Below are 14,722 nucleotides of genomic sequence, written 5' to 3'. Positions count from 1 at the left end.
CGCGACAGACAAATCCCCGCCGTTTTTTCGGTTTCTTTACGAAGGCAGATTATCGCCGCATGTCGTTTGCTGACTTAGGTCTTAGCCCGGAAGTTGTTAAAGCCGTTACCGACGCCGGGTATATTGACCCTACCCCGATTCAAGAGCAGGCGATCCCGCAGGTCCTAATGGGGCGGGATTTGTTGGGCTGTGCGCAGACCGGAACCGGAAAGACCGCCGGATTCACGCTGCCGATGATCGATATTCTCGCCAACGGGCGTGCCCGCGCGCGGATGCCGCGCTCGTTGATTTTGGAGCCGACGCGCGAACTCGCAGCGCAGGTTTCGGAAAACTTCGATAAATACGGAAAATACTGCAAGCTGACGATGGCGCTGCTGATTGGCGGCGTCTCCTTCGGCGATCAGGAAAAGCTGTTGGATCGCGGTGTCGATGTGCTCATCGCCACGCCGGGCCGCTTGCTCGATCATTTCGAGCGCGGGCGCATTCTGCTGAATGACGTGAAAATCCTGGTGATCGACGAGGCCGACCGGATGCTCGACATGGGGTTCATCCCCGATGTGGAGAAAATCGTCTCACTGCTGCCGCCGCTGCGCCAAACGCTGTTTTTCTCGGCCACTATGCCGCCTGAAATCAAACGCCTGGCCGATGCCTTCTTGCAGAACCCGCGCGAAATTACCGTCGCCCGCCAATCGACGACCGCCGAAACGGTCGAACAGGCGCTGGTGGTGGTGGATGATTTGGATAAGCGGGCGGCCTTGCGCCAACTGCTGCGTTCTGAAGAAATCCGCAATGCGATCATCTTCTGTAATCGCAAGCGCGATGTGGATATCGTTGGGAAATCCCTAACGAAGCATGGGTTTAACGCCGGTGTTCTGCATGGCGACATGAACCAGAGCGCCCGGACCGAAATGCTCGAACGCTTCAAAGCGGGCGATGTGACCGTTCTGGTCGCCTCCGACGTCGCCGCGCGCGGCATTGATGTGGCGATGCTGAGCCATGTGTTCAATTTCGATGTGCCGATTCATGCCGAAGATTATGTTCACCGCATTGGTCGTACGGGCCGCGCGGGTAATCTTGGCAAGGCGTTCACTTTCGCAAAGCCCGACGATACGCGTTTCGTTCAGGCCATTGAAGCCATCATCGGTCGCCCAATCCCGCGCCTCACCCCGGAAGGGATGGAAACGCTGGAGTTGCTGAGCGACGAGGAAGCCGCTGCCGAACGCAAGAACAAGCGCCGTCGGCCCGAACGGAAAAGCGATGATCGTCGCCCGAGCCGCGAGCCCCGCGCGGCGAGCGCCCCCCGCTCCGGCGAGGGTGAGCAGCCTGCCGTGACGAAGACAGTGGTTCAAGCCGCGCCCGCACAACGCCGCGAGCGCGACGCCGAGCGTCCGGACCGCGCCCCGCGCCCCGAGCGCCAACCGCGCGAACGCTTTGATCGTCCCCGGCGCGAGCGCCCGGAGCGGGAGGCGAGCGAGCGTCCCGAGCGGGAGTTTGGTGAACGCCCGGTGACTGAACGTCCCGTCAATGAGCGGCCCGAGCGCGATTTCCGCGACCGTCCGCGCCGCGACTATAATGACCGCGAACATTACCGCCGTGACGATCTTGGCCCGTCGGTGCAAGGCTTCGGCGACCATGTGCCCGCCTTCATGCTAAGGGTTCCGCCCGCAGCGTAAGGATTTGAGCAAAAGAAAACCCCGCCCTCTCGACTGAGACGGCGGGGTTTTTTATGAGGGCAAGACTAAAGTTTTAGAGCGGATTGAACGCCGCAAGCTCCCGCCAACGCCGGCACGCCACCTGATGATCGGCCGTCACCGGCTCCACCTCGGGCCGCGCGGTCGCACAGGCGTCTTGCGCCTCCGGGCAGCGGGTTCGAAAAGTGCAACCGCTGGGCGGATTGAGCGGCGAGGGGAGGTCGCCGGTCAGCACAATCCTTTTCCGCGCGCGCTCCTTCTCCGGGTCGGGCATCGGCACGGCGGAGATGAGGGCGCGGGTATAGGGGTGGCGCGGGGCAGTGAACACTTCCTCCGCCGGTCCCATCTCCACCAATCGGCCCAAATAGAGCACGGCAATCCGGTGGCTGATATGCTTCACCACGGAAAGATTGTGGGAAATGAAAATCAGCGACAGGCCGAGTTCCTTTTGCAGATCGATCAGCAAATTGATGATCTGCGATTGGATCGACACGTCGAGCGCCGACACAGGCTCGTCGCACACCACCAGCTTGGGGCGCAGGATCATGGCGCGGGCGATGCCGATGCGCTGGCACTGGCCGCCCGAAAACTCGTGCGGATAGCGGTTCACATGGTGCGGGCTAAGACCGACGCGCGCCATAATCTCGCGCACCCGGCGGCGGATTTCGTCTTTGCCCAGGGACTTATGAAAGGTCACGAGGGGTTCAGCGATAATCTGTTCCACGGTCATGCGCGGGTCGAGCGCGGCCAGCGGGTCTTGGAAGATGATCGTCATATCCTTGCGCACGTCGCGCATGGCTTTCGATCCCAAGGCCTGCATGTCTTTACCCAGCCACAGGGCTTTACCGCCGCTGGGCTCAATCAGGCGCAAGACTGCGCGCCCCAAGGTGGATTTACCGCAGCCGGATTCGCCGACGACGCCCAAGGTTTCCCCCGGCATCAGATCGAAGCTAATGCCATCGACGGCTTTCAGCGCGCGGGGTTCGGAGAAAAAGCCGCCGCCGGGCAGGGCGAATTCGACCCGCAGGTCGCGGACGGCAAGAAGCGGGGCGGTGCTCATGCCGCATCCTCCAGCAAGAAGCAGGTACAGCCGCGCTGTTCGCCCAGGTTCTTATAGGCCGGGCGTTCGGTTTGGCAACGGTCGAAGGCTTGCGGGCAGCGCGGGGCGAAGGCGCAGCCTTTCGGCAGGTTCTGCAAATTCGGCGGCTGGCCCTTGATGGTGGGCAGGAGCGCGCGGGCTTCGGTATCGAAGCTCGGCATCGCCGCCAGCAGCCCCTTGGTGTAGGGGTGCTTGGGGGCGTAGAAAATCTCGTTCACTGGCCCCTGTTCAACAATCCGGCCGCCGTACATGACAATCACCCGGTCGCAGAGCCCGGCGATAACGCCAAGATCATGGGTAATCATGCACAGGGCGGTTTTAAGATTGTCCTTTTGCAGATCGACGAAGAGATCGAGAATCTGCGCCTGTACGGTTACATCGAGCGCGGTGGTCGGCTCGTCGGCGATCAGCAGATCGGGCGAGCAGAGCAGGGCCATCGCAATCATCACCCGCTGGCGCATCCCGCCTGAAAACTCGTGCGGGTACATATCGAAGCGCCGGTCCACATCGGCAATGCCAACGCGGGCGAGCATGTCCTTCGCCTGCACCCGTGCTTGCTCTTCGGACATACGCTGATGTTGAACCAGCACTTCGGTGAGCTGGCGCGAGACGCGCAGGTAAGGGTTTAGGCAGGTCATGGGATCTTGGAAGATCATCGCCATTTCCTTGCCGCGAATTTTGTTCAGCGCATCGGGCGGCAGATTAAGGATCTCGCGCCCATTGAGCTTTACCGAGCCGGAGGCTTTGCCGTTCAGCGCCAGCAACCCCATGATCGACATGAAGGTTTGCGATTTACCCGAACCGCTTTCCCCAACAATGCCAACGCGCTCGCCCGAACGGATGGAAAAGCCAACCGAATTGACGGCGGACACTTCGCCGTCGGGTGTTGAGAAACGTGTGGTGAGGTCTGTAACCTCAAGAACAGGATGTTTCATCTCAGCGATCCTTTGGATCGAGGGCATCGCGCAACCCGTCGCCCAAGAAATTGAGCGCGAACAGCGTGGTCGCGAGGAAGGCGGCGGGGAAGACCAGAATCCAAGATTGGTCTTCCATTACCTTCGTGCCTTCCGAAATCAGCACGCCCCAACTGGTCATCGGCTCCTGCACCCCAAGGCCGAGGAACGACAAGAAGCTTTCGATAAGAATAACGCGCGGCACCGTCAGCGTCGCATAGACGATCACCGGGCCGAGGGCGTTGGGGATGATGTGGCGGCGGATAATCGTGGCATCGCTCACGCCGACGGCGCGGGCCGCTTCCACGAACTCGCGGCGCTTCAGGCTAAGGGTTTGGCCGCGCACGATGCGCGCCATATCGAGCCACTCCACCGCGCCGATGGCGAGGAAGATCAGCACGATGTTCCGCCCAAAAAACACGAACAGCAGAATGACGAAAAACATGAACGGCAGCGAATAGAGAATATCCACAATCCGCATCATGATGTTATCGACGCGCCCGCCAACATAGCCCGCAACCGCGCCGTAGGTAACGCCGATGAGCAGACTGACGAGGGTGGCGACGATCCCGACCAGCAGCGAAATCCGCGCGCCGTAAAGGGTGCGCACGAACATGTCGCGGCCATTCACGTCGGTGCCAAACAGGTGCCAGTTGGAAAAATTGGGCGCGGTGCCCATTTCGTCCCAATAGACCGTATCGTAATTATGCGGCGAGACATTGGGGCCGACAATGGCGAGGAAGGCGATGATCCCGAGCAGGATCAGCCCCACAAGGGCAGCATGGTTGCGCCGTAGCCGACGCCATGCGTCTTGCCACAGGCTGCGCCCGGCGATTTCCGCTTCGAGAGCGGGCGTGGTAGCGCTGGTCATTCGAACCGCACCTTGGGATCAAGAAGGCCGTAGAGCAAATCGACAGCCAGATTAAACAGGAGGATCAACGCCGCGTAGAGCACGACCATGCCCATCACCAGCGTGTAATCGCGGTTCAAAGCCCCCAGCACGAAGTAGCGACCAATGCCGGGAATCCCGAAGATCGATTCGATCACGACCGAACTGACGATGGCCGACGCCGTTGCCGGGCCGAGATAGGAGACCACGGGCATCAGCGAGGCCTTCAGGGCATGCCGGGCTAGGATCAGCCGGTTCGGTAGGCCTTTCGAGCGCGCGGTGCGGATGTAGTTCGAGCGCAGCACTTCGATGGTGGAGGCGCGGGTGAGGCGCGCGACATAGGCTATTTTCGGCAGGGCTAGGGCAAAGAGCGGCAAAATCGCCTGCTCCGGCCTTCCCCAACCGCCCACCGGCAACCAGCCGAGGTGAACGCCGAGCAGCAGCGTGAGCAGCGGGGCCATCACAAAATTTGGCACGGCAATCCCCGCCATTGCCCCGACCATAACGATATGGTCGACGCGGCTATTTTGCCGAAAGGCGGCAATCATGCCGATGACAATGCCGGAGAGAGTGGCAATCAACACCGACCCCAGCGCCAAACTCAGCGAAATCGGCAAGCCCTTCACGATCAATTGTCCAACCGTAAAGTCTTGGTATTTGAACGACGGGCCGAAATCGCCCTGCGCCAACCCCCAGAGATACCGACCGAATTGCTGATACAGCGGCTCGTCGAGATGATAGGCGGCGCGCAGGTTCGCTTCGATGGCGGGGGCAAGCTGGCGGTCGCTGTCGAAAGGACCGCCAGGAGCAACCCGCATCATGAAGAACGAGATGGCAATCGCGATAAAAAGCGTTGGCACCGCGCTTAAAACGCGGTTGAGCACGAAACGGTTCATAGAAATCCTCCGCCAGGGGGCGCAAGCTCCCAGGGACGCAAGGGCGACCGGAGTGAAATCCGACCAAAAGGAGTAGAGCGGCCGGAATATAAAATCCCGACCGCTCAACCCTATCGGAAGAAGCCCCTATCAGAAGAGGCTTTGCGCCTTAGTTGGCGGCGATTTCCATCCAGCGGGTCCGGTGAATATCCTTCGTATTCGACACGAAGCCCTTCAGCTTTTGCGACACGAGGTTCTTCGACACGTAGAAGTAAATCGGTAGTAGCGCATCATTATCGATGCCGATCTTTTCAGCCTTCGCCATCACTTCGGCGCGCTTCTTGAGATCGGTGATGGTGCCAGCTTCGATCATCAGCTTATCGAATTCCGGGTTCGAGTACTTACCGTAGTTGTTGGAGCCCGTGCGGGTTTCCAGCAAGAACAGGAAGTTTTGCGCGTCGTTATAATCAGCAATCCAGCCAGCACGGCCAACTTGGAACGCCCCATCGCGCAGCGTGTTGTAGTGAACCTTCACATCGCGGTTAACGAGTTCAGCTTCGACACCCAGGCTTTGCTTCCACATGCTTTGAATGGCGATAGCAATGCTCTTATGGCTTTCGGAGGTATTATAGCTGAGTTCCAGCTTCAACGGCTTATTTGGGCCATAACCGGCCTCCGCGATCAGCTTTTTCGCCGCTTCGACGCGCTCCGGCATTTTTTTGTCGGCCCAATCGGTCTTGAGCGAATAGCCATAGTTGGAAACGCCGGGGGGCACCACGGCATAGGCCGGTACTTCACCCGCTTTGGCGACGTTCTGGGTGATGATGTCGCGATCGACGACCATCGAGAGGGCTTTACGCACTTTCGGATCAGCCGTCGGGCCGGTCGCCGTATTGAGGGCGTAGTAATAAAGCCCGAGGTAGGGGGCAATCTTCAATTCATTCGGAATTTCGCGGGTGAGCGTATTAATACGGGCCGTATTGATATCGGTCACATAATCGACTTCGCCCGCACGGAAGCGCTTTTCCATTTCAGTGCGGTCTTCATTCGAGAAGAACACAACTTTCTCAATCTTCACCTTCGCCGCGTCATAGAACTTCGCGTTTTTCACGAGTTCGATTTTATCGTTCGGCGTGTAGGAGGCCAGGGCATATGCGCCGTTCGACACGTGCGTGCCCGGCTTCACCCAATCGTTCCCAGCCTTTTCAACCACATGCTTCGGAATCGCGAAGGACGTGTAGTGGGTCAGCAGTTCCAAGAAGAACGGCGTCGGCTCCTTCAAGGTGATTTCGAGCGTTTTGGCGTCGATAGCCTTCGCGCCGATTTTGGTGAAGTCGGTTTCTTTACCCGAGTTTACTTCTTCGGCATTCTTGATCGGGTACATAATCGAAGCGTATTTTGCCGCGCGCTTCGGGTCCATGATCCGGCGATAGGCATAGACGAAATCGTCCGCCGTCACCGGCACGCCATCCGACCAATTCGCATCGCTGCGGATCTTGAAGGTATAAACCGTGCCGTCCGGGCTGATCGTCCAGCTTTCGGCCGTGCCGGGGATAACCGAGGCATCGGCGGCTTCGGTGGTGAGCCCGAGATAGAGATCGCCCGCGATGCGGTTTTCCCAAACGCCCGACATATTCTGCGGATCAAGCGTATCCGGCTCGCCCATATTGGCAATCCGCAGCGTCATTTGGGCTTGCGCGAAGCCGGTAATCAGGGCCGTCGATAGCCCAAGGGCCAAGGCAAAGGACCGAAACTTAACCATATTAAAAACATCCCCCAGAGGTGTGAACGAATGCCCTGGCTTTTTTTGGTCTTGATCGCCATAGACAGGGCAATTTGGCGGGGCGATCCTTATGGATCGGGCCACACGCTGCACGACATTAAGCAGCTTTTGGTTTCGTGTGCAATAAGCTCGCGGATGAAAATATAGGCGGGTTTTAAGTTATTCTTTAGGTTTTGGAAATAATGCAGAAATATTTACATCCGACTGGTGCGGTGTCCCCACTTTGTAATGAACAAGGCGGGCCAGACCCATAGTATCCCAAAAATTATGTAATAGATGAGGTCAAGCCACAGGCTATCGGGCAGCAGCATCCGCAGATTAAGGACGGCAATAATGTATAGGAGCAGAAATATAAGGACACCCAAGGCCCCGAGGAGACGGCGTAAAGACGGGGGCATGGAGGGCGTCCGCAACGGTTTGGGTCAAAAACTAAGGGGGTTCTAGCGGAAAATAGCCCGCGTCGCTAGCCCGCGCTGGGCCATCAGGCGTGAAATCCGGTCCTTGATCTCAAGCTTTTGGCTTTTCAGCCGACGCAGCTTAACCCCATCGGGGCAGGGGCGTTGGGCTTCTTCCTGCACTTCGATATCAAGCTGATTATGGACCATGCGCAGCGCTTCAACCTGCGCGTAGCAGCTCATCATCCTAAAATTCGCTCCGTTGCTACTCGAAATCGAGTGACACAAAAATGTAATATAACAACTTAGGAGCGGCTTGCATAGCCTTTCGCCTGCATACAATCGGCCAGCGCCTTGCTCTCGCGGCGTCGTTGCGTAGACGCATCCATATCGCCGCGCAAAGTGTCGTACCGATTGCTGCGATCAAGGCCAAGCTCGCCCCGGGCAGCGGCAACGCGGGTATCGCGGCGGCGGGCCTCATCGCCCGTATAGCGTAATTCCTGCTGGCAGGCCGCAAGGTCTTTATCGCGGGTCGCAGCATCACTGCCCGCCTTCTCCCATCCCGGCGTGGATGCACATCCGGCCAGGAGGAGGAGGGGGACGAGATAGCGCGGGATCATAACTCGATCGCCATGCCTTCGCGGGCAATGGTCACACGGTCCCACAGTTGCCGGGCTTGGCGCTCGATGGCGGCCATTTTATCGTCGGTATTGTCGGGGTCGTGGTGGAAAATATAGACCCGGCCCACGTTGGCATCTTTACCAATGCGAATGGCCTCTTCCCAGGTCGAATGGCCCCAGCCAACGCGCCCGCGCGCATATTCTTCGTCGGAATAGGTCGAATCATAGATCATCACGTCGGCGTTTTGCACTAGATCCATGACCATCGGATCGCGTCGACCGGGATAATGTTCGGTATCGGTCACGTAGCACACGCTCCGCCCGCCCGACGAAATCCGGTAACCCGTCGCCCCGTTCGGATGATTAAGGTGGCAGGTTTTCACATGAATGCGATTACCAACGACCAGATCATCCCCGGCTTCGAAATCATGGAACCCCATATTCGCGGCCATATGGGACAGCGAAACGGGAAAGAGCGGGTCGCGCATCTGTTCGGCAAAGACCGAGCGCACGCCGCCGTTATCGCGCAGATGACCTGCGAAGATATCGAGGTGGAACGAACCGATCCACGCGGGGGCAAAAAACGGGAAGCCTATAATATGGTCGGTATGAGTGTGCGACATAAGCATGGTTGCTTCGCGCACGCCCTTGGCGACCAAATATTTGCCGAGCTGCCACAACCCCGTGCCCGCATCGAGAATGATGACTTCGTCACCCGACTCAACGGACACGCAGGACGTATTGCCCCCGTACAGCATATGCTGCGGTGTGGCACAGGGGAAGCTCCCGCGAACGCCCCAAAAGGTGACTTTAAGTTCCATCCGATCCGGCTTCTTCACGGAAAACCAGTTTCTAAATAGCATCATAGCTGACGCCCTGAAACCCAGATATTACGCTATCGACCCGATATTAAAAGACATCTTCGTTAAAATTTGTCGGTAAATCTGTATTCTGCTGAAGCCCGCGCCGGTGCAGAATGCGCCAAGCCGAGGAGCGGTTGTATAACCCAGGCCGGATTGAATGATGAGTTCCAAAGGTTTACACGATTTTCTCCATATCCGGTGCGGTTCGGATCTCGCGCAACCGTTGCAAAAAGCAGGCTTGCCCGGCGCGTATCTTGCCTGGGTCGATCCGGTCTGTGATGGACCGACTCCTGAAGGTTTAACCGATGAAACCTATCGGGCAACGCGGGCGCGCTTCATTGCCGACCGCTATGGCGAGATCCTCGCGGCGGTGCTGGGGCAGTTGATCGATCAAGATCGGGCGCTCGCCCGGGCCGATGATTTTGCCGAAGCGGTGATCTGGGTGGAGCATGATCTGTTCGATCAATCCATCCTTATCCGCCTGCTCGCCTGGTTCGCCGATCACCCGCACCGGGCCTTGTCGTTGGTACAGGCCGATGACTTCCTCGGGCGGCAAACGCCTGAGGCGCTCACCCGGCTGTTTGACTCCCGGCGGCGGGTTACGGTGTCGGAATTAAAGCTCGGCGGCTATCTCTGGGAGCTTTGGTGCGCGCCCGATCCGCGCCCGCTGGAGGCGCTCGCGACCATCCTTGACGATCCGGCGCGGCGGCCCGAGGGCGTAACTCTGCCGCATCTACCCGCCGCCATCCGCCGCCACCTCGCCAATCTTCCCGGCACGCGCGACGGGCTGAGCATGACCGAGCGGCTTGCCCTGCGGGCGGTCGCCGACGGGGCAGAGACGGCGGCGGCAATCTTCGCCTCGGTTTGCCTGCAAGAGCCTGCGGCGTGGTTGGGGGATATGATGTTCTATCCCGTCCTGCGCGACCTCAGCCACCCGCCGTTTGCATTGCTAGAACAAGCCGACGACCGCTACCGGCTCACCCCCATCGGCGGCGCGGTGGTGATGGGGCAGATGGATGCGCTGCAATTCGGCAGCCAGCCGCGCTGGATCGGCGGTTGCGTGCTCGACGTGCCGCCCCAATTCCGCTGGGATCAACAGGAAGAGCGTGTGGTCGAGGTGCAAAATTTAGGCTAGTCTTCCCCTAACAATAACGTAAAGGGGAGGCTCTACTATGCTGGGTTCCATGATGAATCGCCCGCTACTCATCGCGCCGCTGCTGAAACACGCCGCGCGCTGGAATGGGGGGCAGGAGATCGTCAGCCGCCGCTGCGAAGGAGATATCCACCGCTACACCTATGCCGATGCCTATCGGCGCGTCGGTCAATTGGCCCATGCTTTGAGCGACTTTGGCATTGTGCTGGGCGACCGGGTGGCGACGCTGGCCTGGAACACCTATCGGCATCTGGAGCTTTATTTCGGCGTGTCGGGGATCGGGGCCGTTTGCCATACGATCAACCCGCGCCTGTTCCCCGATCAAATCGCCTATATCATCAATCACGCCCAAGACCGGATTCTCTGCCTCGATCTTACCTTCGTGCCGCTGATGGAGAAACTCGCGGCCCACTGCCCGAAGGTTGAAGCCTATGTGATCCTTACCGACCGCGCCCATATGCCGGAAACCAGCCTGCCGAATGCGCTGAGCTACGAGGAGTGGATCGCGGACCGGCCAGAAAGCTTCGACTGGCCGGAGTTTCCCGAAACCACGGCGTCGAGCCTCTGCTATACCTCCGGGACAACCGGAAACCCCAAGGGCGTGCTCTACACGCACCGCTCCAGCGTGCTGCATTCTTATGGGATCGCCATGCCTGACGTGTTCAACGTCTCGCGCGCCTCCTGCATTCTGCCTGCGGTGCCGATGTTCCATGTGAACGCCTGGGGCGTGCCCTATATGGCCCCGCTGATCGGCGCGAAGCTGGTGCTGCCCGGCCCGGCCTTGGCAGGCGCGCCGATGGCCGAGTTGATCGCCACCGAAGGCGTTACCCTTTTGGCGGGCGTACCAACGATCTGGCGTATGCTGCTCGATCATCTTAAGGCGACCGGTCAGCGCTTGGACTCGGTGGACCGGGTCGTCATCGGCGGGGCCGCTTGCCCGCCCGGTATGATCCAAGAGTTTGATGATCTCGGTACTTACGTTCTGCACGCCTGGGGCATGACCGAAACCAGCCCGCTCGGCACCGCCAACAATTTGACGCCCGAGGAACACGCCTTGCCGCAGGATCAACGCACCGCGCGGCAGGTGAAGCAGGGGCGGCCCGTGTCCGGCGTCGATCTTCGCATTACCGGTACCGAAGGCGAAGATCTGCCCCACGACGGCAAAGCTTTTGGGGACCTTTGGATTCAGGGCCATTGGATCGCCAGCAGCTACTTTGGCCGCGACGATGACCCAGCCTTTAAAGACGGCTGGTTCATGACCGGGGATGTTGCGACCATCGACCCCGAAGGCCGCATGCAGATCGTCGATCGCAGCAAGGATGTGATCAAATCTGGCGGCGAATGGATCAGCACCATCGAGCTTGAAAACATCGCGGCCTCCATGCCCGGAATCGCCGAAGCCGCCGTCGTCGGCCTGAAGCACCCAAAATGGGACGAACGCCCGCTGCTGCTTTGCGTCCGCAAGGAGGGCAGCACGGCGACGAAGGAACAGGTGCTGGCAGGCTACGAAGGCCGCATCGCCAAATGGTGGCTGCCGGATGATGTGGTGTTCGTTGAAGGTCTGCCCCATACCGCGACGGGTAAACTCTTGAAAACGAAGCTGCGGGAAGAGTTTAGCAGCTATTATTTCGATACGGTGGGAGCGGTCTGATCGCAGGAGGCGCGGCCCCCTGCACCTCCGGTTAAGGGGCGATTGCCCCTTAACGATCCCGTGGGCTTAGGCAAGCGCCGCAAGAATCTCCCCATGCAATTCCGCCGTTGCCGCCGCGATGATGCTACCGTTGCTGTGGATCGTCAGCGGCTTGCCCTCCCAATCGGTGATGGTCGCGCCCGCCTGCTCCAGCACCGGCACCAGCGCGCAATAATCATAGGGTTGCAGTGAGGTTTCGACCATTGCGTCGATATGGCCCCCGGCGATCAAGCCCGCTGCAAAGCAATCGAGACCGAAGCGGCGCTCTTTCACCTGAGTTTCCAGCCGGGCGAAAGCCTCGCGCTGAGCCCCTTTGAACATGTCTGGGCTGGTGGCAAAAAGGTAGGCGTCGGCAAGCTTCGTGCAGGCGCGGGCGTGGCAGGGTTCGCCGTTCCAGGTGGTTGGCAGGCCAATGCCGCCAATCCAGCGCTCGCCAAGGGCCGGGTGATCGACGATGCCGAAAATCGGGCGGCCCTGGTAGCAGAGCGAAATCAGCACGCCGAAGGTGGGCACACCGCAAATGAAGGCGCGGGTGCCGTCGATCGGGTCCAGCACCCAAACATAGTCGGCATCGGTGCGGTCGGCCCCATGTTCCTCGCCCAGAATGCCGTGATCCGGGTGAGCGTCGGCCAGAATCTTGCGCATCGCGGCTTCAATCGTCTGATCGGCAATCGTCACCGGCGATAGGTCCGACTTGGTGTCGATAGCAAGGCGCGAGCGGAAATACTGGCGCGCGATGGGGCGGGCGGCGTCGGCGAGCGCAATGCCGGTTGCGAGCCAAGCGGGCGAGACGGCGGGGAGGGACATTAGAACCTCGGAACAGCAGTTTCAGAATAAAACAAGAACGTCCACCCCAGAAAGCTGCTCATCAGATGTGCAGAACCTGCATTCACAGAAGGCGTTTGGGGATTGACGCTCCGGCAAGGCCAAGCGCACGATACACGCATCCACTTTCGGAAAAAGCAGAATTTCGACGCGCATTCTTGGCAATGCCCGTTGGTTTGGGCGTTATTTCCCCGGCATTGGCAGGTTTTTGATGGCTCAGGTGCTTTCGGCTCAATCCTCGCGGGATGCTGTTTTAACCGGCATTGCGTGCATGTGCGGCGCGGCGGGCCTGTTTACGATCATGGATTTCCTGATCAAGATCATGGCCACGTCGGGCTATCACACGTTTCAGATTCTGTTTGCGCGCAGCCTTTTTGCGATGATTCCGGTGCTGTGGATCGTGCAGCGCGCGGGTGGGTTTCGGATATTGCGCACGCGGAACCCCAAGCTGCATCTGTTGCGCTGCTGCTTCGGCGCGGTCTCGATGATTTGCTTTTTCACCGCCTATAAATATCTGCCGGTATCGGGCGTGGTCGCGCTTGGGTTTTCCGCGCCGCTGTTTATGACCGCGCTTTCCGGCGTTTTGGGCGGCGATAAGGTGCAGCTCGCCCATTGGTTTGCGGTTTTGGTGGGATTTGCGGGCGTGCTTTACATCGTTCAGCCAGGGGGGGATAGCTTTAGCCTCTGGTCGCTGCTGCCGATTGGCGGCGCGATGACCTATGCCGTCGTGAGCGTTCTGATCCGCCGGATTGGCTCCACCGAGCCCGCCGTGGTGACGGTCTTCTATTTCACCAGTTTTACGACTGTGCTCGGTTTGCTCGCGCTGCCGTTCATCGGTATGTGGCCGCAGAGCCTGCACGATCTCGCCGTCATGGTCGGCGTCGGGTTGATCGGCGGCGTGGCGCAAGTGCTGATGACGCGCGCCTTCACGCTGGCTCCCGTTTCGGTCGTTGGGCCGTTCGATTACACGGCCATGCTGTGGGCGGTGGCGATTGAAGCGCTGGTTTTGGGTATCCTGCCGACCGAAGCCGTGGTGACGGGCAGCGCGATCGTTATTGCCAGCGGACTCTATATCTTGTATCGCGAAGCGCGGGTGGCCAAATAAGGCAGCCTCAAGCTTGGATTGTGAGCGATGAAACTAGGCGTGTCCAACAACGCAACCGCATCGAAAGCCAGTAGCTGGTGGGATGTGATCCGGCAGGTGACGATTGCGATTGTCATTGCGCTCGGCATTCGCTCCTTCTTTGCCGAACCGTTCAACATCCCCTCGGGCTCGATGATTCCGACGCTGTTGGTGGGCGATTACGTTTTCGTGACGAAATATTCCTACGGGTACAGCCGTCATTCCTTCCCGCTGAGCCCGCCGATTTTCTCGGGCCGCACCAGCGATACGCTGCCCGCGCGTGGCGACGTGGCGGTGTTCAAAACCCCGCAGGATAATAAGACCGACTATATCAAGCGCGTCGTTGGTCTTCCGGGCGACCGGGTGCAGATGCGCGAAGGGCGGCTGTATATCAATGACAAGGTGGTCGACCGCCGGTTTGTTGACGAATACATCTATCGCACCGAGTCAGGCTATACGATCCGTACGCGCCGCTACGAAGAAACCCTGCCGGGCAACCGCAAGCATATCATTATCGAACAGTCGGACGCTGGGCCGCTCGATAATACCCGCGTTTACGAAGTGCCCGCCGGGCATTTGTTCATGATGGGCGATAATCGCGACGGGTCGGAAGATAGCCGCGCCTCGGTGGGCTTCGTTCCGGTGGAAAACCTGGTCGGCAAGGCCCAGGTCATTTGGTTGTCGGTCGATGGTTCGCTGTTCCGCTTCTGGGAACTGCCCTGGACCTTGCGCTTTGACCGGATCGGGAAAGGGCTGGACTAAG

15 protein-coding genes are annotated in these 14,722 nt (G+C 59.4%); 5 read left to right on the top strand and 10 right to left on the bottom strand.

Annotation, left to right across the window (positions count from 1 at the left end; all coding sequences use genetic code 11):
- Nucleotides 1-59 precede the first annotated feature (59 nt).
- A complete protein-coding gene (locus ACIQ36_RS05895) occupies nucleotides 60-1,673 on the top strand; it encodes a DEAD/DEAH box helicase (RefSeq protein ID WP_395826819.1) in 1,614 nt (537 codons plus the stop codon).
- 73 nt (nucleotides 1,674-1,746) lie between these two features.
- Here ACIQ36_RS05895 and ACIQ36_RS05890 read toward each other — a convergent pair whose 3' ends face one another.
- The 9 genes from ACIQ36_RS05890 to ACIQ36_RS05850 form a co-directional block, all read right to left on the bottom strand.
- Nucleotides 1,747-2,751: an ABC transporter ATP-binding protein gene (locus ACIQ36_RS05890; RefSeq protein ID WP_395826818.1), complete on the bottom strand. Its 1,005-nt coding sequence runs from the start codon at nucleotides 2,749-2,751 to the stop codon at nucleotides 1,747-1,749.
- Nucleotides 2,748-3,725 carry an ABC transporter ATP-binding protein gene (locus ACIQ36_RS05885; RefSeq protein ID WP_395826816.1) on the bottom strand — a complete coding sequence of 326 codons (978 nt, stop codon included), beginning with the start codon at nucleotides 3,723-3,725 and terminating at the stop codon, nucleotides 2,748-2,750. Before ACIQ36_RS05885 ends, ACIQ36_RS05890 begins: the two co-directional genes overlap by 4 nt.
- Nucleotide 3,726: 1 nt before the next feature.
- On the bottom strand, nucleotides 3,727-4,614 hold the full coding sequence (locus tag ACIQ36_RS05880; RefSeq protein WP_395826815.1) for an ABC transporter permease: 888 nt from the start codon (nucleotides 4,612-4,614) through the stop codon (nucleotides 3,727-3,729).
- Nucleotides 4,611-5,528 carry an ABC transporter permease subunit gene (locus tag ACIQ36_RS05875; RefSeq protein WP_395826813.1) on the bottom strand — a complete coding sequence of 306 codons (918 nt, stop codon included), beginning with the start codon at nucleotides 5,526-5,528 and terminating at the stop codon, nucleotides 4,611-4,613. Before ACIQ36_RS05875 ends, ACIQ36_RS05880 begins: the two co-directional genes overlap by 4 nt.
- Before the next feature lie 148 nt (nucleotides 5,529-5,676).
- The gene (locus tag ACIQ36_RS05870) at nucleotides 5,677-7,269 is read right to left on the bottom strand and encodes a peptide ABC transporter substrate-binding protein (protein ID WP_395826811.1); all 1,593 of its coding nucleotides are present in this window, start codon (nucleotides 7,267-7,269) and stop codon (nucleotides 5,677-5,679) included.
- Nucleotides 7,270-7,484: 215 nt separating this feature from the next.
- Nucleotides 7,485-7,688, bottom strand: coding sequence for a DUF2842 domain-containing protein (locus ACIQ36_RS05865; protein ID WP_395826809.1), 204 nt, complete (start codon nucleotides 7,686-7,688; stop codon nucleotides 7,485-7,487).
- Between the two features lie 42 nt (nucleotides 7,689-7,730).
- On the bottom strand, nucleotides 7,731-7,931 hold the full coding sequence (locus ACIQ36_RS05860) for a YdcH family protein (protein ID WP_395826807.1): 201 nt from the start codon (nucleotides 7,929-7,931) through the stop codon (nucleotides 7,731-7,733).
- 59 nt (nucleotides 7,932-7,990) lie between these two features.
- Nucleotides 7,991-8,305, bottom strand: a complete 315-nt coding sequence (locus ACIQ36_RS05855; protein WP_395826805.1) for a hypothetical protein — start codon at nucleotides 8,303-8,305, stop codon at nucleotides 7,991-7,993.
- Nucleotides 8,302-9,126 (bottom strand): MBL fold metallo-hydrolase, encoded by an 825-nt coding sequence (locus ACIQ36_RS05850; protein ID WP_395826804.1) that lies wholly within the window; start codon nucleotides 9,124-9,126, stop codon nucleotides 8,302-8,304. The genes ACIQ36_RS05855 and ACIQ36_RS05850 overlap by 4 nt, the downstream gene beginning before the upstream one ends.
- Nucleotides 9,127-9,325: 199 nt before the next feature.
- On the opposite strand from ACIQ36_RS05850, the gene ACIQ36_RS05845 reads away from it, so the two are divergent.
- Together ACIQ36_RS05845 and ACIQ36_RS05840 are read left to right on the top strand one after the other, a co-directional pair.
- On the top strand, nucleotides 9,326-10,303 hold the full coding sequence (locus ACIQ36_RS05845; RefSeq protein ID WP_395826802.1) for a hypothetical protein: 978 nt from the start codon (nucleotides 9,326-9,328) through the stop codon (nucleotides 10,301-10,303).
- A gap of 37 nt (nucleotides 10,304-10,340) precedes the next feature.
- Nucleotides 10,341-11,972 (top strand): 3-(methylthio)propionyl-CoA ligase, encoded by a 1,632-nt coding sequence (locus ACIQ36_RS05840; RefSeq protein ID WP_395826801.1) that lies wholly within the window; start codon nucleotides 10,341-10,343, stop codon nucleotides 11,970-11,972.
- Nucleotides 11,973-12,038: 66 nt separating this feature from the next.
- On the opposite strand, the gene hisN is transcribed toward ACIQ36_RS05840, so the two are convergent.
- Nucleotides 12,039-12,818, bottom strand: coding sequence for a histidinol-phosphatase (gene hisN / locus ACIQ36_RS05835; RefSeq protein ID WP_395826799.1), 780 nt, complete (start codon nucleotides 12,816-12,818; stop codon nucleotides 12,039-12,041).
- Nucleotides 12,819-13,047: 229 nt separating this feature from the next.
- On the opposite strand from hisN, the gene ACIQ36_RS05830 reads away from it, so the two are divergent.
- Both ACIQ36_RS05830 and lepB read left to right on the top strand, forming a co-directional pair.
- Nucleotides 13,048-13,941, top strand: coding sequence for a DMT family transporter (locus tag ACIQ36_RS05830; protein WP_395826797.1), 894 nt, complete (start codon nucleotides 13,048-13,050; stop codon nucleotides 13,939-13,941).
- Nucleotides 13,942-13,968: 27 nt separating this feature from the next.
- Nucleotides 13,969-14,721, top strand: a complete 753-nt coding sequence (gene lepB / locus ACIQ36_RS05825; RefSeq protein WP_395826796.1) for a signal peptidase I — start codon at nucleotides 13,969-13,971, stop codon at nucleotides 14,719-14,721.
- Nucleotide 14,722: the final 1 nt, after the last annotated feature.

The sequence above is a fragment of the Elstera sp. genome (genome assembly GCF_044372965.1).
GTDB lineage: Bacteria > Pseudomonadota > Alphaproteobacteria > Elsterales > Elsteraceae > Elstera.
This window is presented reverse-complemented; position numbering and strand designations above follow the sequence as displayed.